Origin of the sequence: Kocuria subflava (assembly GCF_012163155.1) — a bacterium.
Lineage (GTDB): Bacteria > Actinomycetota > Actinomycetes > Actinomycetales > Micrococcaceae > Kocuria > Kocuria subflava.
The window spans coordinates 26987-52654 of record NZ_JAAVUN010000015.1; the positions used below are offsets into that span (position 1 = coordinate 26987).

Sequence of the window (25668 nt, forward strand, 5' to 3'; positions counted from 1 at the left end):
AGCACCTGGTGAGATTGCAGCCCCTCATCGCCCACAGGACCCTGCGCCCGCAACACCAGGATTACGACGCCGCAGTCACGGCCCGCCGTCGTCGTGCCAGAACCCCGAGCGTGACGGCCGGGATCAAGGTCAGGACAACAATGGAAGCGCCCACCGTGGCCGGCCCGGAGAGTCCCAGCGGGCCCGCCAGGGTTGCCCCGGCAACCGTGGTGCCGATGGCGGTGCCGGCGTTGAAGGCGGCCACGGCCAGCCCGGATCCCAACGTGGCCGCACGGCCGGCGTGACTGACTGCCAGGTGGATCAGCACGCTGTTGGCGCTGAGCCCGAAGACACCCAAAAGCACCACCAGGGTGACCGTGACCGCCGTGGCTCCCGTGAACAAGGCCATGGCCAGCAGCACCACGGTGCTGACCATGGGGGTCACGATGATCACCGCATGCGGCCTGGTATCCCCCAACCGCCCGCCGAGCAGGGTGCCAAAGAACGAACAGATGCCGAATCCGGCCAGCACCAACGGGACCAGCCCAGCCGACAATCCGGCCTGATCGGTGAGGATGGGGGTGACGTAGGAGTAGGTGGCCAGTACGCCACCGGTGGTGGTCAGGCAGGCAGCCAGAACCAGCCAGAGTCGGGGCGAGCGCAGATCAACAAGCCCCCGGAACACTGACTCCTCCTTGGGCGGTGGCGTGTCCGTGGGCACCAAACGGGCGATGGACACCACGGCCACAGCAGCTGCCAGCGCCAACACCCAGAAGGTGCCACGCCAGCCCACATGTTGGGCAATGAACGCACCGATCGGCACGCCCAACACCGTGGCCAGTGACCCACCGGCCACCACAGCAGAAACCGCCCAGAAAGCCCCGGCGGCCAGTGCAGTGACGAATCGGGCCGTCATCAGAACCGTCATGTCTGAGCTGAGGGCAACCACCATGTGTCCCACCACAAACACGATCAGCGCAATCAACAACGTGAGCTTTTTGGACAGGCGCATGGTGGCCAGCGCAAGCAGTGGGGCACCAATCACCATGCCCACCGCAAACACTGTGATCAGAGAGCCCGCCTGGGCGATCTCATCCAACACGGATCCATCCAGTGACACTCCGGCTGACAGCGGCCGGGAGTTCACGCTGGGCGGGTTGACCTGGGTGCCGGTTTCGAACTGTGCTTCATCCTGCTCTACCGGACGGGAGGAGGTGTGGTCCTGAGTCATGGTGGCCTCCACGGTGGGCTCCACCGGAATGCCGTACAGGTGTCCGGCCCATCCCTCCAGAACAGTGATTTCCTCCTGGCGGACCTCACGGCCCAGACCGATCAGCTCGGCCGTGTTGCGGGCAATGCGGCCCACCTGATCCCGGGTCTTCTCCAGGGTGGCTGAGGCATCGATTCCCAGGACTCGTCGCGCACGCCCACCGGCCTCTTTCAGCGCGGCAAAGCCTGCGATCATGCCGGCATGTGTGGAACCGGTGACGGTGCACACCACAATCGTGTCGAAGAAAACGCCCAGTTCCTCCTCCTGCTGGGCCACTCGTAGGCCCAGTTGGCGAATCCCAGGCCGCCGTACTTGTGTTCGGAGGCACCGGCCGGGATGGGGTAGGGCTTGCCACCGGCCTCCTCCACCTCAGCCAGGGCGTTTTCCCAGCTGGATCGGATGCCGATGTCAAAACCAGCCGGATCCAACCGGACGTCAGCGCCCATGATCCGGGACAGTTCAATGTTTCCCACCTTGTCATTGACGGGGTCATTCCAGTCCACCCACTTCTCCTGGACCAGGCGGGCCTTCAGCCCCAGGTGAGCCGCAACCGCTGCCACCTGCCGGGTGTGATTGGACTGGTAGCCGCCAATGGACACCAAGGTGTCGGCACCGGATTCCAGGATGTCCGGGACGATGTTCTCCAGCTTGCGGGTCTTGTTGCCACCAAAGGCCAACCCGGAGTTGACGTCCTCACGCTTGGCCCAGATCTGGGCACCACCCAGGTGGGCGGTCAGATTCTTGAGCTGATGGATCGGGCTGGGGCCGAATGTCAGCGGGTAGCGGGGGAAATCGGTGATGGCCATGAGGGACTCTTGCTCGCCGGGTGTCACTTTCGATATGCAATATATTGCGTATCGGCGGTTTAGACTGTCAAGGACGTTTTCCCACTGCCGGAGGATCCATGCCCGTTCCCCAGACCCGTGGCCTTCACCAACGCTCGCTGCTGCGAGACGACGTCTACCGCAGCCTGCGTGATGCCATCATCCGCGGCGATCTCCAACCCGGGGAAAAGCTGCGTGATGCCGAACTCAGCGACTGGTTGGGGGTCTCCCGCACACCCATCCGTGAGGCGCTGCTACGTCTGGAGCGCGCCGGACTGGTGGTGGCCACCCCGGGGCGGCTCACCATGGTGGCCCCGGAGAACGACGACGCCGTCCGGCACGCCCAGCAGGTGGCAGCAGAACTGCATGCCCTGGCCATCACGCTGGCAGCACCCACGCTGGGACCGGAGGATTTTGCGGAGATGGAACGAGCCAACCAGGCCTTGACCACCGCACTGGACACTGTGGCAGCACCCGGGGACGACTCCCAGCACAGTCGCAGGTTATCATGCGCGTCTGAGGCCATTGACGCTGATGACGCCTTCCACGACGTGGCGGTGCAGGTCTGCGGCAACCCGTTGATTGGGCAGCACCTGGAATCAGTGACGGCCACGCTGCGGCGTCGTGAATTTCTGCATGTCGGGTCCCTGACGGGCTCCGACTCCCCCGACCAGCACCGTGCCATCATGCACGCACTGCAAGAGGGTCACGTGTCCACGGCAGCGGAGCTGACCCGGCAAAACTGGCTGCGTTTGGCACCGCCCGTCCAACAGGACTGAGCTCCGACGCACCAACTCAACGCGGGGGCAATGTCCATTCGAGGGCCTCGGACAATCGCTGGTGCCGGAACGGGAAGCCCACTGTTTCCAGTGCCTCCGGGGTCACCCGCTGGTTGGCCAGGGCCAATTCCTTGGCGCCGTCCCGCCCCAGCAGCACCGCCGGACCGAATGACGGCACGGGCAGCACAGCAGGCCGCCGCAGTGCCTTGCCCAGGACCTTGGCGAACTCCTTTTGCCGCACAGGCTCCGGTGCCACGGCATTGACCGGCCCGGTGACGGACTCATCCACCGCGGCCCACGCGTACATACTGGCGATGTCATCCAGGGACACCCAGGAGAACCACTGCTGACCACTGCCCAGGGGCCCGCCGGCGCCGACCAGGTACAGGGGAAGTTGTAATTTCAAAACCCCACCCAGGCTGGAAAGCACAATGCCCGTGCGGATGGAGACCCACCGCATGCCCAGCTCCTGGACTCGTGCCGCTTCCGATTCCCACTGCTGGCAGACCTCAGCCAGGAACCCGTCCCCGAAATCGTCTTTCTCGCTGAGCAAGGCGTCTCCGCGGTCCGTGCCGTAGGCACCGATGGCAGAGGCACAGATGAAAGCCTGTGGTCGGTCTGCCGCGTCCAAGGCGGCACAGGACTCAACAATCAGCCGTGTGCTCTCAATGCGCGAGTTCAGGATCTCCTGCTTGTTGGATTCCGTGAACCGGGTGGCAATGGACTTACCTCCCAGATGAATCACCACATCTGCCCAGACCACAGCACTGGGATCCAGGATCCCCTTGGCCGGGTCCCACTGGACCTGATCTTCACGACGACGCCGCCCCCGCACCAACGTACGGACCTGATGACCTGCGGTGGACAACAATGCAGCAACTTGGGAACCCACCAGCCCGGAGGCTCCGCCGATCAGAATGTTCAGCTCCTGCTGGCCGAAACGCTGTTCCAGTTGAGTCTGGAATGCCAGATCAGCACGCAATCTCTCCGTGCGGTCGGCAAAGGTCTTGGCCAAGGTGGAGTGCATGGCACGGTGGGTGAAAGCCCCTGCGAATGTGTCCCCGGCCGAGCTGAGACCGCGCAACTTCTGAGGAACGGCCTGGTACTGGATGCGGTCATGGACCACACAGGCCTCACTGGCATCCCGGCCTGATCCTGTGCTGGTGTCCGGATCGGCAAACGTGTGAGTGTGCGTCCAGGAAGCCAACGGCCCCTTGACCATCCGATCCACAAAGGACCGGGGCACGGGGCCGTCGTCGTGCTCGGAGACGAATGGCACGCGCACGGTCCCTGCTGTGCCCGGCACGGAAGTCAACAAGCGCGCACGGGTACCGGGCTGCAGCGGCGGGAAGGACTCACTGACCACTGCCTGCGCCCACTCGGGGCTCAGTCGGGTCAACGCACCCGGGCGCTGATGCCAGGCCCAGACCCGATCCAAGGGGTACTCGAGGCGTTCGGTGGATTCGAAGACGGCCATGGGAGCTCCCTCAGTGTGGTTGATCAAGCGTCAGGTGACGTTTCCGACAGTAGCCTGTCAATCAGCTCGGGCGCACGCCGTTCGTAATCCTGGACCCGGGCACGTTCGTGTCCGTGCAGCAGACCCACGACGTAGCGGTCCCCGCCGGTGCGGATCAGCGAGCGCGCGGCAAAGGCGAACCAGTCATCCATCACGGCCGAATCCATCATCTGTGACAGCTCCGCCTGGATCTGCCCGGCGTTGTCCAGCAGACCCCGCCAGGACTTCTTGGGAACCAACCCGGTGGTGACAGCCAACCCATCCAGCCCGTAGCGCAGATTGCGCAGGGCCTTGCGGTGCGCGTGCACCAGATCCACCGCCTGGGAGATCTTGATCTGGGCATCCGGCAGCTCGATCTCGGGGTGCTCCGCCTGGTTGTCCTCTCCTGCGGGGTCCTCCTGCGTCACGGCAGCAGTCTCCTGCGCGGCGTCCTGCGAGCTGGGCAGGGTCTGGTCCGCTTCTGCCACTGCCCGGCTCCACCGCTTGACGGCCCGCGTGGCCAGCTTCTTGGTGGAAATCTCCCGGGCCTTGGGATTCAATTCGATGCCCTCGGCCCAGGTAGCAAGGTCAGCCAGCAGCTGCATGTGCGCCTTGCTGTTGAGGTGACGGACAGCCGCGGCTCGCGTGGACTCACGGTTGGACTGTGCCAAGGCATTGAGCTGCCCCAGACCCGCACTGCTGACCTGCTCCCCCACCAGGGCAGCACGCTGCGGCAACAGTTCCACCACAACCTCAGCATCCCGGGCAGCAGAGAGCTGGTCACTGAAGGCAGCCAACTGCTCTGAGAGCTCCGGGTGTGATTCACCGGCCAGTTCCTGGCCCACTCCCTCGATCACGGCAATCAGGCGGCGGGTAGCCACACGCACCGCGTGCACACCCTCCGGATCGCCAATACGCAGCAGGAAATCGGCGTAGAGCAATCCCGCCACGGAGGTGTTGACCAGAACCCACACCTGGTCCTCAGCGGACTCTGGGGCCACCTGCTCCGGCTCCACCGCAGCAGGGTCTACGGGGGTCTCCTGTGCAGGGGTTGCACCCTTGTCGTTGAACTTGCCTTTGTCCTCGCCCTTGGACTTGCCCTTCTTCTTGGACTCGTCCTTTTTCTTGGCGTCGGCTTTCTGCTTGGACTTCTTCTTGTCGGCCTTGGACTCGTCCTTGGATCCGCCCACGGGATCGCCGTTCAGATCCGTGACAGTCACCGCGGCAGCGTCGTCGTCGGCACCCATCGCACGGGCGATCTTGGCCGCAGAGGCGGAGGGCTTGAGACCGCCGGCGAACAGCGCGGTTTCCAGCTCCTCGAACACAGCGGTACCGTCTGCACCGCTGCCGTTGACCAGCTCGACCTCGTACTCGGACCAGGAACGCTTGAGACCGGCGCGCTCGTCCGTGGCCACGACGTCGTCAATGCAGATCTCTGCCACGTGGCCAAAATCCGGGTGCTGCACATTGAGCACCTGACGGTTGTTGACCACCGTGGCCAGGGGCTCCAGCTCCTGCCCGGCCAACAACCCGGCAACATACTGCTTCATCTGCGCAGGCAGACGGTCAGAGGTCTTCAGCATGGGCACGTGAAGTTCGTGCTTGCCCATCTGATCCCGGTACTTCAGGTGCCAACCGGCATCCGGCCCACCCTTGCGGCGTCGCAGAACAATGCCGAAGGCCGCCAAGCGGTTGCCCGGGGTGTCAAAGTAGACGGCGTGGAGATCACGCGGTACCTGCTCCGGCTCCACAGTGAGGACAGGAAGTGTGCTCCAGTCCAGTTCCGCACCGGCCGGCACTTCGTACTTGCGCTCGACCTCCAACTGCACGTTCGGGGTCATGAGAATCCTTTGGGTGGGGATCAGGCGCGGCGACGGTTCAGGACGTCGTCCACATTGATGCCTGGGGTCTTGGCAGCAGGCTCGGGTGCCTTGGCAGCATCCTTCAGGCTCTGGCCGCGATCAGCAACAGGGGCCTGGGGAACTTCCAGAGCCTTGGGTGCCTCACGGTGAGCCACGGCCGTGCGGGCATAGGTGGGCTTGGGAACCAGAGTGGGCTCCCACGTCCGGTTGGCGGACTGGGCTGCCACCTGACGCGCGGCGGCCACCAACTCGTCATGGGTGGGGATCTCCCGCGCCACCTTGGTGGGCGCTGCCACCTCAAGGTCGGCATCCGTCAGTTGCTCGGGCAGCTCCTGCGGAGCCTGTTCGGCTGCGGGCAAGCTGTAGCTGCCCTGACCGGAGTCCTCGGCAAACCGGAGGTCATCCAGGAAAGCCTGGTCCTCCGGCAGGTCAAGATCTGCGCGCTCTTGCTGTTCGCGGCGCACAGACTCCTGTGCCATGTATTCCTCGTTGTTGAAAACAGTGGCACGGGTGGCTGATGAGGCTTCGGCCACGCTGCCCGTTGCGGTACCTCCCGTGACTCCAGCAGCACGCTCGCGGCGTTCCTGCACGGCCAGGTAGCGCAGGGCCGCAATGGACCCCGCTCCCACCAGAACCAGGAACACCGGCCACGGCCAGGTCACCGCAACGGTCAGCGGTGCCAAGATTCCCGTGATGATGGCCAGGAAGAGAGCAGCGCAGCCCAACAAGAAGATGATGGTGCGATCCCACTTGATGCTCAGGCCCTCGAAGGCGGTCTCCACCTTCTTGGTCGCGCTGATGGCCATATCCTGACTCCTTGGGGGTCATCAGCCACGGGCTCAGGTGTACCCGGGACTGGTTGTGCAGAGAATGCTCGGCGTTGGCGGGAAGTGGATCACGAGCTGCCCCTGGCCAGTACATGGAATTGTGCCGTTGGAGCCGCCGGATCGGGTACAACAATATCGGAGAATCACACCCGTGTAATGCCAGATCCCAGGTGTGTCCGGTCAGTTCTTGAACCCACCTGCCGAGACCTCCGTTCGAGCCCTCTCTGCGGCCTGAAACGGGCCGAAACGGAGGTCTGGGCAGAGGTCTCAGCGCACCGTGATGCCAGTCTGCGTACCCGTGAACTTCCTCACCAAGCCACCCGGAACCTCCGGTGCGGTCAGAGCGAACGCTCGATGATCCGCCCACTGCCCCGCAATGTGCAGGTAGTTCCGGTGGTAGCCCTCCTCCCGGAACCCCAGCTTCTCCACCACCCGCAAGGAAGCCGTGTTCTCCGGACGGATGTTGATCTGCATCCGGTGCAGTTTGCGGTGCTGGAAGCAGAAGTCGGTTGCCATGGCCACAGCCATGGGCGTGATCCCCCGTCCGGCCTGGCGATGATCCACCCAGTAGCCCAGGGAGGCGGAGCGAAATGCCCCCAGGATGATGGAGGAAACCGTCAGCTGCCCCACCAAGTCGTGGTGGCCGGTCTGCGGGTCACGCTCCGTGATGACCCACGGCAGACTTCCACCGGCGCGGGCATCACGGTTCTGATCACGCACGAACCGCCTGAACGACGGCAGTCGTTCAGACGGTTCGGGTTGGGAGGCTTCCCACGGTGCCAGCCACTCCCGGTTGTGCCACCGCACTGCATCCCATTCAGCGCGGTCACTCATGCGCATGGGCCGCAGCAGCAGGTCTCCCCAGGACAAGCTCACGGGCCAATGGGCCCCCGCGGTCACTTGGCGTCGAGTCCCTCCACGAACTCCACCAGCCACTCACGCAGCTCCGGACCCAGGTCCTCACGCTCGGAGGCAATGGTGATGTTCGCCTTGATGTAGGAGAGCTTGTCACCGGTGTCATAACGGCGGCCACGGAAGACGACGCCGTACACGCCGCCGCCTTCGCCCTCACGGCCGGCCAGTTCCTGCAGGGCATCCGTCAACTGAATCTCGTCACCGGCGCCGGGCTCGGTGTGCTCCAGGACCTCAAAGACGTCCGGGTGCAACACGTAACGGCCAATGATCGCCAGGTTGGACGGGGCCTCTTCCGGCCTGGGCTTTTCCACCAGGCGGTTGACCTTGACGTAGTCCTGGCCCTCCACCACGGAGACGTCGGCACAGCCGTAGGCGCTGATGGCCTCCTGCGGAACCTCCATCAGGGCGATCACGGTGGCCCCCGTGGTCTCCTGCACCTTGATCATGTCGGAGAGCAGGGTCTCCTTCTCGTCAATCAGGTCGTCACCGAGCAGGACGGCAAACGGCTCCTGACCCACGTGGGTCTTGGCGCGCAGCACGGCGTGGCCCAGGCCCTTGGGATCACCTTGCCGCAGGTAGTGCAGATCCCCCAGGTCAGAGGCATGCTGAACAGCTTCCAGCAGCTTGGTCTTGCCGGAGGCCTCCAGCTGATCCTCCAGGGAGGGGATCCGGTCGAAGTGGTCTTCCAGAGCACGCTTGGAGCGGCCCGTGATCACCAGCAGGTCATCCAGACCTGCGTCCACGGCTTCCTGCACCACGTACTGAATGGCGGGGCGGTCCACCACGGGCAGCATCTCCTTGGGAGTGGCCTTGGTGGCGGGCAGGAAACGAGTGCCGAGCCCTGCAGCGGGCAGAACGGCCTTCCGGACGGGGTGCTTCACGTTTTCTTGGGTCATGGGGCTGAGAATATCTGACATGCACCACTTAACCGAGGGTGTGCTGAATCTCCATCACCACGGGACGGCCTACAAAACCACTCTGGGAACTGTGTGCGAGCGGGCCACCGAGTCACGTCCACCTAGCCCGATACATGCACTCGAGTGAGCCGCGACGCATGTGAGAGCGCACCACGTCACCCACACTGTGGACGAACCCAGCCGGGAGATCTTGTTCATGAACCAACATCTTGACCGACACGAAGCCAAGAAGAACTTGCGCCGCACCATCCGAAGGCAGCGCCAAGGCCTCACGCAGCCCTTCCGTTCCCAGGCAGCTGCCGGTTTTCGCAGTGGGTTGGACCAGCTGTGCCAGGAGCTTCCAGTGGGCCCGGTCCTGGCATACCTGCCCACGGAACAGGAACCACCCCTGCGCCCGGCCCTGGAGAAACTTCAGCTCACCCGTCAGGTCTGGTTGCCCGTGGTCCAGCCCGAACGGCAACTGCTGTGGGTCCGCTGGTCCCCTCAGACCCGGTTCCGCCCCACCGGTCCCGGCGGGCTCATGCAACCCGTTGGGCCTGCATTGCCCGCCCCGCAGCGTCCCGCACTGGTTCTGGTCCCTGCCATGGCCATCGACGACGACGGTGTACGGCTGGGGATGGGTGGTGGGTATTACGACATTTTCTTGGCTGACCTCAATGGCTTGGCTGAGGCGAACCGCGATTGCGTCCCTCCCGCGGCCCAAGTGGCCTGCGTGTTCCACCAGGAGGTCCTGCCTACCGGGGCAGTACCCGCTGACCCGTGGGACGCACGCATTCCGATGGTGCTCACCGAACGCGGAGTCCGGGATCTGAGCGCGTAGAATCTTGAGCCGACCTCCAGCCCGCTCCGGTGTTCCCGGAGGCCCGGGCGCGGGACCATTCGCGCCATTCCACAGAACACACCAGGAGTTCTCCGTGCCCGTTTACGCCTACAAGTGCAAGGACTGTAACCACCAGTTCGATCTGCGTCAGTCCTTCTCAGATCCTGCCGTGAAGGTCTGCCCCGAATGCGGCGGTGAGGTGCGTAAGCAGTTCAACTCGGTGGGTGTGGTGTTCAAGGGATCCGGTTTCTACCGCAATGACTCCCGAGACTCCGGCAAGAACACCTCCAGCGGGTCTGGCAACTCCGGTCATTCCAATGGCTCGGCAAAGTCCGATGGCTCCGGTGGTTCCAATGGCTCTGGCAGTTCCAACGGCTCGGGCAGTTCTGGCAGCAGTGGATCAGGCAGCGGCAGTGGGTCCTCCGGCTCCTCCGATTCGTCATCGTCATCGGGGTCCTCCAGCTCTTCCAGTGGCTCCCGGACCACCAGCACGTCTGGTTCATCCGGCGCCTGAGTCCAGCCCTGGCGACTCCACAAGTCCCATGGCCGGTGCGGAACGGCCCACCTGCATCCACATATTGCGGTGCCCCACTGATGTGATCAACCGGTGATCCTTACCGTGCTGACATGCGCACCACAAGGACCACCTCATCACGCAGAACACGAAAGTCGCGGCCCACGTATCCCCTGGCCTTGCAGCTGCGCACCGCCATCTCCCGCAAACGCCGCCTGGTGGCTGCAGCCCTGTTGAGCCTTGCCGCAGCCCTGATCATCCTGGTGTTGAGTCCCGGGGATCGTGACACCGTGCCCGTGGTGGTGGCCGCCAAGTCCCTGGGAGCAGGCACGGTGCTGGCATCCGGTGATCTGACGGTGGCTCAGTACCCGGTGGATCTGGTTCCCGCAGGCAACACGGAGAACACATCCTCCACCTCACAGGCTTCTGCCGTGGACGGCTCAGCGGAGGTGATCAGTCCTCCAGCATCCTCGGATCGGGTGGAGGACTGGGTGGGGCGCACGTTGTCCACCGCAGTGGTTGAAGGCCAGCCACTGACGGTTGCCAGTGTGGTGGGCCCTGACCTGCTGGCAGGCCAGCCTGAGGGAACCACGGCCGTGACTGTCCGGGTGGCCGACCCCGGCGCGCTTACTCATCTTCGACCAGGCCAACGCGTGGACCTGGTGCACCGGTCCACCACCAACTCCGTGGATCAGCCCGAACCCAGCCCCTCGAGCTCCCCGGAGGCCGACGCCAATCGCAGCGTGGTGGCTCGTGACGTCACCGTGCTCTGGGTGGCCGACCCCGTGGAACCCAGCACGGGATTCCTGTCATCTGCAGGCGGATCGGAACAGGACCTTCTGGTGGTCGGGGCAGACTCCCCCACGGCTCAGGCGATCGCTGCCAGTGACACCAAGGAGCTTGTTCCCGTTCTGGTGGCCCTCAACCCCAGTGGGGAGGCCGCTGCGCCCTGATCCATTGATCGCGGGCATCGGTTCCCGCCTCCAGGTCCTGAGCGCCCTCCGGATCGGTTGTCTGCTCTCCCAACCCGGCCCACCGCGGTTCCCGGTCAGTTCCCGTGCTCGGAGCGCGATCCCCGGAACCACCGCTGCCGGTGGATCTGGGCGAGGTTGAACCGCCGGAGGCACGCCGTGTGCCGCGCGCCGGCCTGGATCGTGGCCCCTGAGTCACGAGGTGCTGTGCTCCGATCCCGCCGACTGGCTCTGCCGGGCCCCGGACAAACCCAAGTAGCGCCGGATCAGCTCTGCCACGGTGTCCGGGTCCGTGAACACCTCGATGGTCCACAGCGTCAGGTAGTTCCAGCCGGCCCGTTCCAAACTTTGCGGGCGCAGTCGGGCACGCTCCCGAACGGACATCCGGGCGGAGTGCTCGGAGCCATCCGATTCAACGGCCACGGGAATGCGCAGCGGTTGCCCTTCTTCCCGACGACGCCCACTGACCACCGCCCCGGCAGACATGGACTCGGCGGATTCGGACCATGCGATCAGATCGATCATGTCCTGGAAGTGATGGCGCACCACGGCTCCGCGCTGCACCAGGCGGCGTGACAGGTCTTGGACCAGGGCGTCCTCGTGCACGGCAGCATCTGCCAGGTCCATGGGATCGTGCACCACAGCTCGCGGCTGCGGATCAGCGGCCTGCAGCGCCTCTGGGCCATCCGCACCGTCAGGGGTTTCGGTGTCAGAGGACTGAGGCTCGGAGTCATCCGCCGATCGAGTTTCTCGGCTGATGGTGGGTTCATCGGAGGCGTCATCGCGCACCAGGGAGAGCACCGGACGCTTGAGAGTCTCCTCACCGGAGGAGGTCTCAGGTCCATCGGTCCCTGCAGCGTCGTCGTCGGGGTCGTTGTGCGGATCGGGGTCGTTGTGCGGATCGGGGTCCTCTTGCGGCACCAACGGAGCCAGCTCCACGGCCTCGCGGACGTTTCCGGCCCCCTCCAGCCGCTCCAGCAGCCGGTGGAAGTCACGTGCTCCATGTTGCAGCGTGTGCTGTTCAACGTCCTGGGGGCGGATGGAGGAGACCACCAAGGTCTGGTGGCGCGCCCGGGTCAGCCCCAGCACAAAGTTCTGCCGTCCGTGACGCTCGGAGAGCTCACCGAAATACGGGGCGACCACACCGTCCTGCGTGGCACCAAATCCCAGGCTGAAGATGATGGTGTCACGCTGAAGCCCCACGGCCCGGTGCAGATCCACCACGCGGAAAGGCTCATTGCCGGCCTTGAAGAACTCGGCCACCTCCGGACGTTGCGCCAACACGGCGCGCAGTCCCTGCGCCACTCGGTTGGCATGCGTGGCGCTGGGGGTCACCACGGCCAAAGAGCGCTTGGGAGTCTGAGTGGCATGGCGCAGAATCAGCTGCACCACCCGGCGAATCTCCGCGTTGGGCGACTGAACACCTCCACGTCCGGCGGTCTCCACCCCCGTGCCGTCCTCCACGTACTCCACCTGGAGCATGGGCCTGCCCCCGATGACCGCATCCGCAGTGGGCATCCGAGTGAGTTGGGAGTCGTAGAAATCCTGATTCAACTGGGTGAACAACTCAGCGTCCATGTCCCGGTACATGGTGCTCAGCACCCGCTCGGGCACCACACGGGCCAAGGCATCGTAGGCTGAGTCGATCTCCGCCGGCGCGGGGCGCTGGGCAGAAGTCATGGGCGCCACCGTGAACGGCTGGGGAACGCCCAGGGCCGGGTCACCGAAAACCACCACCTGGTTGGCTCGAGTGACTGCAGGCAACACGGAGGCCAGCGGGGAGGACTCACCGTCCAGGACCACAACGGCATCCACGTCCACGTCCTCCGGAAGGGCCGCGGAGAGCACCAGAGGGCTGGCCGTCCACACCGGCACCAGCGAGCCCACCAGCGGTTCACACGCTCGCAGCACTTGGTGCAGGGGGGCTGACCCCACCCGCAGCATGTCCCGCAGCTGCCCGGCTGCTTCCGGGTTCTCGCTCACGGTGGTGTGCCAGCGTTGCGCCAGGGACCACTCCAACCGGGACGGCCCGGAGGAAATGTGTGCCCAGTCCGCACGTCGGAACTGCTGCTCGGCCACCCGCAGGGAGGGGCCATCGGTCATGGGCAGGAAGTCGTCACCGGTGATCATGGCCTCCAGGATCGACTGCCACCAGGCGAGGTCGAACTCCTGGGACACCTTGTCCTTGGGCGTCCGATGCTTGATGAGGTTTTCAATGAACTCACCCAAGCCCCGGTCCCGCAGCCCCTCCAGCAGAAGGATGCGTTCGGGGATGGTGGCCAGGTTGTCTTCGTCGTCGATCAGGTCGTTGAGGACTTCACGCAACACCGTGGCGTCCCGGTCCATCAGACCCCGGCCGGTCTCCGAGCCGTCCAGAGCCACCGCCAGGCCCTCCAGGTCCTGCATGAACCGGGCATGGACGGCTGCGATCTCATCGATCTCTTCTGACACGCTGGGCTGTTCCAACGTGGAGGACCAGGAACGCCATCGGTCGCGTTCGGACTGGACCTTGACCAACGCCGAGTGGAGGTCCGGCAGGTGAACGCCGGGGCGGATGTATTCCTTGGCGGCCTTGCGCAGACGGGAACGCTGCAGACCGGACATGGCGATGGCATGATCCTTGCGCCAGGAAGACCCTGCCGTGGCGGCAATCAGATCGGTCACCGGGCGGTCAAAGATGTCTGGCGTGAAGCGCTTGAGCGAGTCCCTGACTTCCTGGAGCAGCCGCAACTGCTGACCCCACTCGGGTACCGTTGCCGCTGCCGGCAGATCGGAGACGGCCAGCACCTTGCGCATGCCGGTCTCCAACGTGGTGAGCTCCAACAACAGAGATTGCGCCAGGTGGCGGGCCTGACGTGTCTCGTCCTCGTTGATCAGGCGCGCACCCTCCCACGGGCCCTCCAGTGTGGAGGCCTCAAAAGCCCCGAGCTCGGCAGCCCGCTCCAACTGCCGCGTGATTTCCTGGCGGTGGGCGGAGGCATCCAGCACCCCACGGGAGAACCGGACCTTGGTGCGCGGCCCGTCCGGGCGGGAGGTCAGATCAGCAAGAGCCTGCATGGCCTGATACGGGGAGGCACCCCACCGGGTGCGGTGGGAGTGCAGGGACTGCATGTGTCCGGCCAATTTTGCGCGGGTGGAGCGCAGCTGCTCGTGCAAGGCAGCAAGGTCCGGTTCATCGGCGCGTTCATTGCGGGTGATGGCGGCAATCAGCTGCTGGGCGACGTCCTCACCGGTCAGGTGTGATCCCAACTTCAGCACGGTGGAGCTCAAGCCCAGCATCTCGAACCCGCCGTGGAAATCCGCCAGGGTGGAGCGGCGTTCGGCCAGCACCAACACCGAGCGTCCACGAGCCACCAACGCACCGACGGTGTTCACAGCCGTGGCGATCTGCCCGGTGCCCGGTGCCGCCTTGACCACAAAAGAATGCCCCTCGGTGGCCAGATCCACCACGTCCTGCTGGGAGGAATCCGCATCCAGCAACAGCAGTTCGTCGTCGGGGTCCCGGTGGTCCAGGGGGGCTGCCGTGGAGTGGATCGGCTGAACCCGGGGTACCTGGGAACCCGGTTCCTTCAGCTGAGACAGGTCCCGGACCAACGGCGTGCGTGCAGGCACGCGGTCATCCGAGGGCCGATCATGCACATCGGCAAAAGTGGAGACCAGCAGACGGTGTTCAACGTGCATGCCCGGCACCCCGGCGGCCACCGCGCGCAAGGTTTCCAGGACGGGCGCTGGATCCAGGCGGCGGGTTCCGTAGGCCAACCGGGCGAGTTCACCGGTGCTGAGGTCAACATCGTGATCGGCCAGCAACCGCCGTACCAGGGCGGGGTTCATCCGGGCCGGACCCACCAGTTGGAGGTCGAAGTCACCGTGATCCGCACGCGGCTTGATGGTGATCGGGGCCAGAAGCACGGGTGCGATGAACCGCTTCTCCGCGCTCAACTGCCCCGCCCCCGCGGCCGACCCCTTGGGCCCCTTGCCCGCGGGCCCCTGGTACAACCACGACGCCGTCCCCGCCGCCAGGTAGGCCGCATCCAGGCCGTGCTGGGTGGAGAGCTCGTGCACCTTGGTGCGCAAGGCCTGAGCCGCCGTGGCGGCGCGGGAGAACTCGTGTGGTTCCCTGAGGATGGTGGACAGCCGGGTGGGTCGGCTCATCAGAAGCTGCGCCTGACCGGAGGAGTTGGCCTCCGTGAGGTCAATGCAGACGTTGTCCACCTGGTTGAAGTCCAGCAACGTGTCCGGGCCCGTGTAGGCGTCCATCTGACGGGTCCAGGCGTGCAGAGAGACGGTGCCCTGGGTGGTGGGCGTGGTGGACGAGGGGGACAATGCTTCTCCTGACGAATTCAAGCTCGTGAGACGTTTGGCGGGTGGGGTTACCGCGTCACTCCCATTCGATGGTTCCGGGCGGCTTGGACGTCACGTCCAGCACAACTCGGTTGATCTCCTCCACCTCATTGGTGATCCGATTGGAGATCCGGGCCAGCAGATCGCTGGGCAAACGGGACCAGTCGGCCGTCATGGCGTCCTCACTGGAGACCGGGCGCAGCACGATCGGGTGACCGTAGGTGCGGCCATCCCCCTGGACGCCCACCGAGTGGACGTCTGCCAACAGGACCACCGGCATCTGCCACACCTGGTCGTCCAGACCGGCCGCGGTCAGTTCGGCGCGGGCGATGGCATCGGCCCGGCGCAGAATGTACAGGCGGTGTTCGGTGACCTCTCCGATGATGCGGATGCCAAGTCCCGGTCCCGGGAACGGCTGCCGGCCCACAATGGTTTCCGGCAGGCCCAGTTGACGGCCCACCTCACGGACCTCGTCCTTGAACAGTTCGCGCAGCGGCTCCACCAGTTCGAACTCCAGGTCCTCCGGCAGACCACCCACGTTGTGATGGGACTTGATGGTGGCAGCACCCTCACCACCACCGGATTCCACGATGTCCGGGTACAGGGTTCCCTGCACCAGGTAACCCACCTTGGCGCCGTCGGCCTTGGCATCCAGCAGCACCTGAGCCTCAGCGGCTTCAAAGGCACGGATGAACTCACGGCCAATGATCTTGCGCTTGGTTTCCGGGTCCGTGACACCGGCCAAGGCACTCAGGAAGCGGTCCGCCTCCCTGGCGATGTGGAGGTTCACACCGGTGGCGGCCACGTAGTCCTGTTCCACCTGTTCAACCTCATCCTGGCGCATCAGACCGTGGTCCACCAGAACACAGGTCAGGCGGTCCCCGATGGCTCGCTGCACCAGTGCTGCCGCCACGGCTGAGTCCACACCACCGGAGAGGCCGCAGATGGCTCGCCCCTCCCCCACCTGCTCGCGGATCTTGGTGACTTCACGCTCAATGATGTTTTCCGTGGACCAGGTGGGCTTCAGCCCAGCGATCTGGAACAGGAAGTTGCGCAGCACCTGCTGGCCGTACTGGGAGTGGCGGACCTCCGGATGCCACTGCACACCGGCCAACTTCCGGGACTCGTCCGCGAACGCCGCCACGGGTGCACCGGGAGTGGAGGCCAGCACCGTGAAGCCCTCGGGTGCCTGAGTCACCGAATCCCCGTGACTCATCCACGCCACCTGGGTGGCGGGAGTCCCTTCCAGGATCGACGACGGTTCGGCCCCGTCCGTGACGTCCACGGCAACGTCCGTGGAGCCGTATTCGCGTGCCCCAGTCTTGGCCACCGTTCCACCGAGTGCCTGGGCCATGACCTGAAACCCGTAGCAGATGCCGAACACGGGCACACCGGCCTGGAACAAGGCGGCGTCGCGCTGTGGAGCGCCTTCGGCCCACACGGAGGAGGGACCGCCGGAGAGGATCAGTGCCGAGGGGTTCTTGGCCAGGATCTCCTGGGTGCTCAGCGTGTGCGGAACGATCTCCGAATACACGTCAGCCTCCCGGACACGCCGGGCAATCAGCTGGGCGTACTGGGCGCCGTAGTCCACGACGAGCACGGGCCCCTGCTGGAGGCCGTCCGGAGAAGTTGCTGCGGATGGGTGGGCCGGTTCAGTTGAGTGCGAGGTCACGGCCGTCATTCTAGGTCAATCCGCCCCCGCACTTCTGCCGATTCAGTAGCGCTTGGCGGCCTTGGGGTTGGCAGCGAGCTCTGCCGTGGTGGTGCGGTGGATCTTGCGTTCCACAAAGAAGGACAGGAAGGGCACCACACCGCCCAACGCCATGACGATCAGCTGCGGGAACGGCCAACGCATCATCAGCCAGATCCGGAAGCAGGAGAACAGGTACACCACGTAGAACCAACCGTGAATGATCAGGATCCAGGTGGAGATGTTCACCCCGCCCTCAATGCTCATCAACTCGTTGTTGCGCATGCCCAACACGTTCGACTCACCCGTGGCCGCCCAGGTGCCCCCGGCGATGAGGTCATACCCAAAGCCGTAGCGGGTGATCATCTCCGCCACCAGCAGCAGCAGGAACGTACCTGAGACCCAAGCACAGACCATGTAGAACCACAGCGCACCGCGGATCTGGGACTCGGTTCCGCCAAAGCGGCGTCTGGTACGAATGGCAGCCGAATCGGGGCCGCCGGGGCGCAACGCCTTGTTGGGGTCAGCGCCTGCCGGCACCGGCACCCGTACTCCGTCAGTGCGTTCCTGTGGGCGCGCGGCAGCGGAGTCGGTGGGCGAAGCCGCGGGGTCAGTTGGCTGAGTCATGGCGTGGTGTCACTTTCTGTTCGTCTCCGGGCGGCCGGCACCGGACTCAGCCGGTTGTTGGTCGTCAAAGAAGTAGTAGGCCTGCGCAACGGGGTCGTAGTAGTAGTAACGCCCGGTCTGCTCATCCCAGTAGTACGGAGTTTCTTCCCCGCCCAGGACAAACCAGTCCTCGGGGTCGGTTTGGCGCTTGTGGTCATCGGCCACGGAGCGGTACCAGATCCACAGGGCGAACGCTGCAAAAACGATCCATTCCACGGCGTAGAACAGGTTCAGCCAGTTCACGGAGGTGTCCGTGGGCTGCTGGTCCACCTGGACCACCTGGAGTCCTGAGCTGAGCAGTTCACCGTCCTGGGGCAGGGTGCCGTCGTCGTTGATCTGGGGGCCGTCAGCCGCCGTGGACTCGGCTTCTGCTGTGACGAATCCGGAGTAGACGGGCGCATCCCACACGTTGGTCAGTTGCGCCGGGGACAAACTGCGGTACACGCCCGGGTCCTGGTCCTCGGTGGACAGCGGCGCCTCGGGTGGCAGGAATCGCCCCACCACCACGACGTCGCCTGACGGGACGTGAATCTCCTGGGCCGCCTCCGGCTCGGAAATCCAGCCGCGCACCACGGGGATGACCATGTCCTGACCCGCATCCGACCATTGCCCGGCCGAATCCGTGACGGTCAGTGCATCCACCACCCACCATCCGGTCTGGCCGTTCTGGATCCGGCCGTCGACCAGAACTGTGGAGTCCTCCCGGTAGGAGCCTTCGGCCTCCACGGCTTGGTCCGCGAATGAAGCCAGTGCAGGTTCCCCGGCAGGAATGGCGTTGACCAGCGGTTGCACCGTTTCCTTGGCGGGGTCGAAGACCGTGCGGCCCTCCTCGCTGGAACTCAACTGCCAGCGACTGAGCAGCACAAAAACGGTGGCGATGCTCAGACAGACCGCCAGAACGATCAATGACTTGGGTCTGAGAGCTGTCCGGAGCACCGTGTCAGTCTAGTGATCGCATCCGGGAGTCATCCAATCCAGATCCGGGCGGCTCAGCCGCGGACCACGACCTCCGAACGCTGGAAGGACTTCAGATCGGTGTACCCGGTGGTGGCCATGGCACCACGTAGTGAGCCCACCAGGTTGGAGGTCCCGTCCACGTGGTAGGAGGGCCCACGCAACAACTGTTCCAGCGGTGCCACGGACCCCACGTGGGTCCGGGCCCCGCGCGGTAGCTCCGCGTGGTGGGCCTCAGCACCCCAGTGGTAGCCCTGCCCCGGAGCCTCTTCCGCCCGTGCCAGGGCGGTGCCCAGCATGACGGAATCAGCGCCCATGGCCAGCGCCTTGACGATCGAACCGGAGGTGCCCAAACCGCCGTCGGCAATCACGTGGACGTATCGGCCACCGGATTCATCCAGATAGTCCCGGCGGGCGGCAGCGACGTCGGAAATCGCGGAGGCACCGGCGGCGTGGATGCCCAGGACGTGCTCGGTACGGGCAGCGGCTCCGCCACCCAGGCCCACCAGGACACCGGCTGCACCGGTGCGCATCAGGTGCAGTGCAGGGGTGTACCCGGCGGCACCTCCCACGATCACGGGAACGTCCAGGTCATAGATGAACTTCTTGAGATCCAGCGGCTCCTGGGCCTCGGAGACGTGCTCGGCAGACACCGTGGTCCCCCGGATCACAAACAGGTCCACGCCGGCTTCCAGCACGGTGCGGTAGTGCTCCTGGGTGCGCTGCGGGGTGAGAGCACCGGCCACGATCACACCGGCCTCACGGATTTCCCGCAGGCGTTCGGTGATGAGTTCGGGCTGGATGGGTTCGGCGTAGATCTCCTGCATGCGGCGGGTGGCTGCAGAGACGTCGTCGCCGGGCAGATCCGCGATCTCGTCCAGCAGCGGCTGGGGGTCCTCGTAACGGGTCCACAAACCTTCCAGGTTGAGCACTCCCAGGACACCCAACTTGCCCATGGCGATCGCGGTGGCAGGTGAGGTCACCGAGTCCATGGGCGCACCGATGAACGGGGTGTCAAAGGAGTAGGCGTCGATCTTCCACGCAGTGGAGACCTCACGCGGGTCCCGAGTGCGCCGGGAGGGCACCAGTGCCACCTCGTCCAGGGAGAAGGTCCGGCGAGCGCGCTTGGAGCGGCCGATCTCAATGTCCAGATTCATGTTCAATGGTCTGCGTCCTGATCAGTTCGGTACGGGCTTGCACCCGGTGGTCTGGGCCTTGATGTGACTCGTGCGGTTCAGCGCCGGTAGTTGGGGGCCTCCACTGTCATGGAGATGTCATGCGGGTGGGATTCCTTCAGCCCTGCCGGGGTGATCCGGACAAACTGCCCCTTGTGCTTGAGCTCAGAGATGTCAGAGGCACCGGTGTAGAACATGGTCTGCCGCAGGCCACCGTCCAGCTGGTGCAGCACGGAGGCCAGCGGGCCGCGGTAGGGCACCTGGCCCTCAATGCCTTCCGGGATCAGTTTCTCGTCAGAGGAGACATCTGCCTGGAAGTAGCGGTCCTTGGAGAAGGAGGTGTTCCCGGCGCGGGTCTGCATGGCCCCCAGGGAACCCATGCCGCGGTAGGCCTTGAACTGCTTGCCCTGCACAAAAATCAGATCCCCAGGGGATTCATCGGTGCCGGCTAACAGGGACCCCACCATCACCGAGTCGGCTCCGGCCACCAGGGCCTTGCCGATGTCACCGGAGTGCTGGAGGCCGCCGTCAGCAATCAGGGGAATCCCTGCGGGGATGGCTGCCTTGGCGGATTCGTTGATGGCGGTCACCTGGGGAACACCCACACCGGCGATCACGCGGGTGGTGCAGATGGAGCCCGGACCCACACCCACCTTGATGGCATCCGCCCCGGCCTCGATCAGGGCCTGGGCACCTGCGCGGGTGGCCGCTTGCCCGCCGATCACGTCCACGTGGTCAACGGCAGCCTCCGCTTTGAGGCGGGCGATCATGTCCAACACGCCCTGGGAGTGGCCGTTGGCGGTGTCGATGAACAAGGCGTCCACGCCGGCCTCCACCAACGCCATGGCCCGCTCCCAACCGTCCCCGTAGAAACCAACCGCAGCGCCCACGCGCAGGCGGCCTTCATCGTCCTTGGAGGCGTTGGGGTACTGCTCGGCCTTGGTGAAGTCTTTGATGGTGATCAGACCGGTCAACCGCCCGGCGTCATCCACCAGTGGCAGCTTCTCCAGTTTGTTGGAGGCCAGCAGCTTGAAGGCCTCCTCCTTGTCCATGCCCACATGCCCCGTGATCAGGGGCATGGGGGTCATGATCTCGCGCACCGTGCGGGTTTGATAGTCGGCCTCCGGCAGGTAGCGGATGTCCCGGTTGGTGATGATGCCCACCAGGCGGTTGCCGTCCTCCACCACCGGCAGCCCGGAGACCCGGTAGTAACCGCACAGACGGTCCAACTCGGCAATGGTGGCCTCAGGTCCCACGGTGACGGGGGCGGTGATCATTCCGGACTCACTGCGCTTGACCCGGTCCACGTTCTCCGCCTGGTCCTGGATGGAGAGGTTGCGGTGCAGAACCCCCATGCCGCCCAGGCGCGCCATCTGGATCGCCATCTTGGACTCGGTCACCGTGTCCATGGCTGCTGAGAGCAACGGGACGTCCAATTCGATCCGCTTGGACAGCCGGGACCGGGTGGAGGCCTCCGACGGGATCACGTTGGTGTTGCCGGGCAGCAACAGGACGTCGTCGTAGGTCAGCCCCGTGAAGCCAAAGGGATCCTCGGACAAAGCAGTGGGCACGGGGGTTTGGGACACTACGGCACCTTTCGTCAATGACTGTGCGGCCATTCTATGCGCCTGTCATGGGCGGCACGGACTGGCCTGCCGCGCTCAGAAGTACGTGGGGTCACTGGTCGGGTCGAAGGTGTCTTCAGCATCCTGCGGCAAGGGCAGATCAGGCTGTACCGGCACGTCAAAACCGTCGGACTCCACGGCTTCCGTGAACCGTTGGGCAAAGACCGGAGCCAAGGACTTGGTGAAAGGAATCGTCAGGTGCCCACCGTCGCGCTGAACGTAGACGTTGCCGATCGAGGCCGGGCACTGCTGCTCCGGGCAGACCTGATCCAGCAGATCGATCTGGGAGAACAGCGGATTCTCGTCAGCCATGCCCTGCATGGGATCCGGGGTGCCCAACATGGAATGGGTGCCGGTGCACTCGGGGTCAGTGGGGTCCCCGGAATCCATGGCACATTCGATCAACCAGTCGTCAAACCGGGGAATGTCTCGAATGCCCAGAATCCGGTGCCCCTCATCCGTGTAGCGCTGCATCCGATCCACAAACCCGGCACGGTCGTACTCCACCTGGGAGTTGGTGAAGGTGGAGGTGGTGACCATCAGATCCGGATCAACGGCATCAATCAACGGGTCCACACCATCCAGCCACGGGATGCAGTTCTCAAAGGCCTGGTCCTGGTCACTGGTGATGAAACACCCGGGGCCGATGTAGGTGACCACTCGCCAGTTGTCGGCCTCCGCCAACGGACGCAGGGCATCCAACCAGTGTTCGGTGTGGGAGTTGCCGATCAACAGGATCGTCCGGTCAGGATTCTGGATCTCCGGGGTGGCGTTGGTGCACTGCTCCTGTGAAACCTCCGGGATGTTCCAGTCATCCGGGCAGGAGGGGCCACGATTGGGTGATTGGCGATCCAGCTGCCCGGGCAGCGGCAGCGCAGGCGCACCCGCGTTGCCCGTGAACTCAAAACCTGGCTGGAGGACGTAGGCGCCGGGGTTGTCCACCGTGGGACCCATGGCCGCGTTCTCCACCTGGTTGTCAATCGCGCCCTGCCACGCAAGCACCGGGGCAAGCCCCACAGCCAGGCACACCGCCACGGCACCGGCCATGCGGGGCTTGGTGAGTTCAGGCCACTTCCACTTCTTCAACGGACGCTCAATGAACTTGGTGGCCGCAATGGCCAGACCCAAGGACATCAGAATCAGCACGACGCCGGAGATCGGTCCCGCCTGTGTCCGGTCCCGCACCACCAGGTAGGTGATCAACAGCGGCCAGTGCACCAGGTAGAGGGCATAGGAGGCATCCCCGAGTTTCACCAAGGCACGGGAGGCAAAGATCCGGTCCAGGCCGAGCGGAGAATTGGACTGCCCGGCAACCATGATTGCGGCGGCAGACAGCAGCGGCCACAGTGCGATCCACCCGGGGAACGCACCTTGGACGTCCACCACAAGACCCACCAGGATCATGGAGATGAATCCGGCCCACCCCAGCACCACGCGCAACCACTGCGGCGGGTTCAGGAACGGGATGGCCAGGGCCAGCAGGGAGCCCAGGGCGAACTCCCACAGGCGGGTTCGGGTGTCAAAGTAGGCGAACTCCTGCTGGGAGGTCGTGGTGATCATGGAGAACACCAGGGAGGAGACGAACACCAGGCTGAAGGCCGTGGCCAGAACCGGCACCACCTTCAACCGGGTGCGCTTGACGATCAACCAGCTCAGACCAAAGATCAAGGGCCACAGCAGGAACACCTGACCTTGAACGGACAAGGACCAGAAGTGCTGCAGCGGGCTGGCCGTGGAGCGGTCCGCAGCGTAGTAGTCCACCTGGGTGAAGGCCAGTTCCCAGTTCTGGGTGTAGGTCACCGTGGCAACGGACTGGTCAAGCACCTCTTGGTAGCGCGACGGCGGGAAGAAGATGGCCGTGAGCACCAAGGTTCCCAACACGGTGATGACCGCCAGCGGAAGCAGCCGCTTGAACGTGTGCAACCAGTAGCGCCCCAGTTGCAGAGGGCGTCCACCCTCGAGCTTGCGCACAAAGGACAGGGTCATGAAGAACGCGGAGATCAGCAGGAAGATGTCCACGCCACCGGAAACCCGGCCCAAGAAGATGTGGTAGAAGACCACCATGAACACGGCCACGGCACGCAGGCCCTGGATTTCCGGTCGGAAGCCGGAGTAGCGAGCCACGCGGTCCACGGAGGCGGGGTCCAGGCCGACTGTCCCCTGGCCCTGAGCCTTTGCACCGCGCCCAGTTCCTGTCCCGTGCCCAGCTGCAGTCCCGTGCCCCATGCGTCCTGCTGCAGGAGTTTGTCCCCACGGCACCGCTTGTTCACCCATGGATTCCTCGATCACTGTGTGACGTCTTCCGGGTGGCCACTCTCCCCGGGACCACCCGGGGCATGAACTTATCAGCGAAAAGCCTCGCCTCCCCGTCATCGGGGAGGCGAGGCTCATCACGTCATGCGGCGTTCATCCGCCGGTCACAGCTGGTTGGGCAACCACCTCAGTGCTGGTGACCGTGCGCATCCTTCTCTGCAGGCTTGTCCGTGACCAACGTTTCCGTGGTCAACACCAGCGCTGCAATGGAGGCTGCGTTCTGCAGGGCCGAACGGGTCACCTTGACGGGGTCGATGATCCCGGCTGCCAGCAGATCGGTGTACTCACCGGCCTTGGCGTCGTACCCGTGGCCTGGCTGCATCTCAGCAACGTGGGAGACGACGACGTAGCCGTCCTGCCCCGCGTTGGCAGCGATCCACCGCAGGGGTTCACGCAGTGCGCGGCGCACGATGTCCACGGCCACCAGGGCATCCCCGGTCAGACCCAGGTCATCCTGATCCAGCACCTTGGAGGCGTGCACCAGGGCGGAGCCACCGCCGGAGACGATGCCCTGCTCAAGTGCGGCACGGGTGGAGGACACGGCGTCCTCGATCCGGTGCTTGCGCTCCTTGGCCTCGACCTCCGTGGCTGCACCGACCTTGATCACGGACACGCCACCGGAAAGGCGGGCCAGCCGCTCCTGCAACTTCTCCCGGTCCCATTCGGAGTCGGTTCGCTCGGCCTGGGCACGGATCTGGGCCACGCGGTCCTGGATGGCATCCGCTGAGCCGCCGCCGTCCACGATCGTGGTCTCGTTCTTGGTGACCGTGACCGTGCGGGCGGTGCCCAGCTGATCCAGGGTGACCTGCTCCAGGGTGATTCCCAGCTCGGAGGTCACCACCGTGCCGCCGGTCAAGGCTGCCAGGTCTTCCAGGATCGCCTTGCGGCGGTCCCCGAAGCCCGGTGCCTTGAGGGCCACAACATCCAGGTTGCCGCGCAGCTTGTTGACCACCAGAGTGGACAGGGCTTCACCCTCGACGTCCTCGGCAATGATGGTCAGCGGCTTCTTGGCCTGCAGGACCTTCTCCAGCACCGGCATGATGTCGGCAGCGGAGGAGATCTTGCCCTGGTAGAGCAGGATGTAGCCGTCAGACATCACGGCTTCCTGGCGCTCGGCGTCTTTGACGAACGACGGCGACAGGTAACCCTTGTCGAACTGCATGCCCTCGGTGACGTCGAGTTCGATCTCGGTACCCGAGCCGTCCTCGATGGTGATCACACCGTCCTTGCCCACCACGGAGAAGGCACGGGCGATCAACTCACCGATCTCCTCCGACTGGGAGGAGATGGCAGCAACCTTGGCGGTCTGCTCCCCCTCGACGGGGCGGGCGTCATCCAGCAGACGCTGGGAGACGGCCTCAACGGCAGCCTCGATGCCCTTCTTGATCTGAGCGGGAGCCGCACCGGCGGCCACGTTGCGCAGACCCTCGTTCACCAGGGCCTGGGCCAACACCGTGGCGGTGGTGGTGCCATCACCTGCGACGTCGTTGGTCTTGGTGGCGACTTCCTTGGCCAGCTGTGCACCCAGGTTCTCGTAAGGGTCATCGAGTTCGACCTCACGCGCGATGGTCACGCCGTCGTTGGTGATGACAGGGGCGCCCCACTGCTTGTCGAGCACCACGTTGCGGCCGCGCGGGCCCAAGGTCACCTTGACGGTGTCAGCCAGCTTGTCGACGCCTGCCTTCAGATGATTGCGTGCGTCTTCGTTGAAAATGAGCTGCTTGGGCATTC

General features: G+C 64.9%; 18 protein-coding genes and 1 pseudogene. 4 read left to right on the forward strand and 15 right to left on the reverse strand.

Annotation, left to right across the window (positions count from 1 at the left end; translation table 11 throughout):
- Positions 1-61: 61 nt before the first annotated feature.
- Together GTW58_RS08685 and GTW58_RS08690 are read right to left on the reverse strand one after the other, a co-directional pair.
- On the reverse strand, positions 62-1210 hold the full coding sequence (locus GTW58_RS08685; RefSeq protein ID WP_119933010.1) for an MFS transporter: 1149 nt from the start codon (positions 1208-1210) through the stop codon (positions 62-64).
- 3 nt (positions 1211-1213) lie between these two features.
- A pseudogene (locus tag GTW58_RS08690) lies at positions 1214-2055 on the reverse strand (1-aminocyclopropane-1-carboxylate deaminase); the annotation flags it as partial.
- Positions 2056-2153: 98 nt separating this feature from the next.
- On the opposite strand from GTW58_RS08690, the gene GTW58_RS08695 reads away from it, so the two are divergent.
- Positions 2154-2852: a GntR family transcriptional regulator gene (locus GTW58_RS08695; protein ID WP_119932976.1), complete on the forward strand. Its 699-nt coding sequence runs from the start codon at positions 2154-2156 to the stop codon at positions 2850-2852.
- A gap of 16 nt (positions 2853-2868) precedes the next feature.
- On the opposite strand, the gene GTW58_RS08700 is transcribed toward GTW58_RS08695, so the two are convergent.
- The 5 genes from GTW58_RS08700 to galU form a co-directional block, all read right to left on the reverse strand.
- On the reverse strand, positions 2869-4329 hold the full coding sequence (locus GTW58_RS08700) for a TIGR01777 family oxidoreductase (RefSeq protein WP_119932977.1): 1461 nt from the start codon (positions 4327-4329) through the stop codon (positions 2869-2871).
- A gap of 23 nt (positions 4330-4352) precedes the next feature.
- A complete protein-coding gene (locus tag GTW58_RS08705; RefSeq protein ID WP_119932978.1) occupies positions 4353-6188 on the reverse strand; it encodes a CYTH and CHAD domain-containing protein in 1836 nt (611 codons plus the stop codon).
- 20 nt (positions 6189-6208) lie between these two features.
- Complete coding sequence (locus tag GTW58_RS08710; RefSeq protein WP_119932979.1) at positions 6209-7015, reverse strand: hypothetical protein; 807 nt, start codon at positions 7013-7015, stop codon at positions 6209-6211.
- Between the two features lie 288 nt (positions 7016-7303).
- Positions 7304-7912: a GNAT family N-acetyltransferase gene (locus GTW58_RS08715; RefSeq protein ID WP_255349597.1), complete on the reverse strand. Its 609-nt coding sequence runs from the start codon at positions 7910-7912 to the stop codon at positions 7304-7306.
- Between the two features lie 20 nt (positions 7913-7932).
- Positions 7933-8847, reverse strand: a complete 915-nt coding sequence (galU, locus tag GTW58_RS08720; RefSeq protein WP_047690767.1) for a UTP--glucose-1-phosphate uridylyltransferase GalU — start codon at positions 8845-8847, stop codon at positions 7933-7935.
- 217 nt (positions 8848-9064) lie between these two features.
- On the opposite strand from galU, the gene GTW58_RS08725 reads away from it, so the two are divergent.
- The 3 genes from GTW58_RS08725 to GTW58_RS08735 all read left to right on the forward strand — a co-directional run bounded on the left by GTW58_RS08725 (position 9065) and on the right by GTW58_RS08735 (position 11155).
- Positions 9065-9688 carry a 5-formyltetrahydrofolate cyclo-ligase gene (locus GTW58_RS08725; protein WP_156125460.1) on the forward strand — a complete coding sequence of 208 codons (624 nt, stop codon included), beginning with the start codon at positions 9065-9067 and terminating at the stop codon, positions 9686-9688.
- A gap of 94 nt (positions 9689-9782) precedes the next feature.
- Positions 9783-10202, forward strand: coding sequence for an FmdB family zinc ribbon protein (locus tag GTW58_RS08730; RefSeq protein ID WP_119932980.1), 420 nt, complete (start codon positions 9783-9785; stop codon positions 10200-10202).
- A 113-nt stretch (positions 10203-10315) separates the two neighbouring features.
- Positions 10316-11155: an SAF domain-containing protein gene (locus GTW58_RS08735; RefSeq protein ID WP_081993958.1), complete on the forward strand. Its 840-nt coding sequence runs from the start codon at positions 10316-10318 to the stop codon at positions 11153-11155.
- Between the two features lie 213 nt (positions 11156-11368).
- On the opposite strand, the gene GTW58_RS08740 is transcribed toward GTW58_RS08735, so the two are convergent.
- From GTW58_RS08740 to groL, 8 genes are all read right to left on the reverse strand, one after another.
- Positions 11369-15496 carry a hypothetical protein gene (locus GTW58_RS08740; RefSeq protein WP_189587270.1) on the reverse strand — a complete coding sequence of 1376 codons (4128 nt, stop codon included), beginning with the start codon at positions 15494-15496 and terminating at the stop codon, positions 11369-11371.
- A gap of 55 nt (positions 15497-15551) precedes the next feature.
- Positions 15552-17195 carry a glutamine-hydrolyzing GMP synthase gene (gene guaA / locus GTW58_RS08745; RefSeq protein WP_119932982.1) on the reverse strand — a complete coding sequence of 548 codons (1644 nt, stop codon included), beginning with the start codon at positions 17193-17195 and terminating at the stop codon, positions 15552-15554.
- Positions 17196-17228: 33 nt separating this feature from the next.
- Entirely contained in the window at positions 17229-17831 is a 603-nt protein-coding gene (locus GTW58_RS08750) for a DUF3817 domain-containing protein (RefSeq protein ID WP_119932983.1), read from the reverse strand.
- Positions 17832-17840: 9 nt separating this feature from the next.
- On the reverse strand, positions 17841-18806 hold the full coding sequence (locus tag GTW58_RS08755) for an SURF1 family protein (RefSeq protein WP_119932984.1): 966 nt from the start codon (positions 18804-18806) through the stop codon (positions 17841-17843).
- Positions 18807-18859: 53 nt separating this feature from the next.
- The gene (locus GTW58_RS08760) at positions 18860-19981 is read right to left on the reverse strand and encodes a GuaB3 family IMP dehydrogenase-related protein (protein ID WP_119932985.1); all 1122 of its coding nucleotides are present in this window, start codon (positions 19979-19981) and stop codon (positions 18860-18862) included.
- Between the two features lie 77 nt (positions 19982-20058).
- Positions 20059-21618, reverse strand: a complete 1560-nt coding sequence (guaB, locus tag GTW58_RS08765) for an IMP dehydrogenase (RefSeq protein WP_119932986.1) — start codon at positions 21616-21618, stop codon at positions 20059-20061.
- A 42-nt stretch (positions 21619-21660) separates the two neighbouring features.
- The gene (locus GTW58_RS08770) at positions 21661-23898 is read right to left on the reverse strand and encodes an acyltransferase family protein (RefSeq protein WP_232818037.1); all 2238 of its coding nucleotides are present in this window, start codon (positions 23896-23898) and stop codon (positions 21661-21663) included.
- 166 nt (positions 23899-24064) lie between these two features.
- Positions 24065-25666, reverse strand: coding sequence for a chaperonin GroEL (groL, locus tag GTW58_RS08775; RefSeq protein ID WP_119932987.1), 1602 nt, complete (start codon positions 25664-25666; stop codon positions 24065-24067).
- Between the last annotated feature and the right edge of the window lie 2 nt (positions 25667-25668).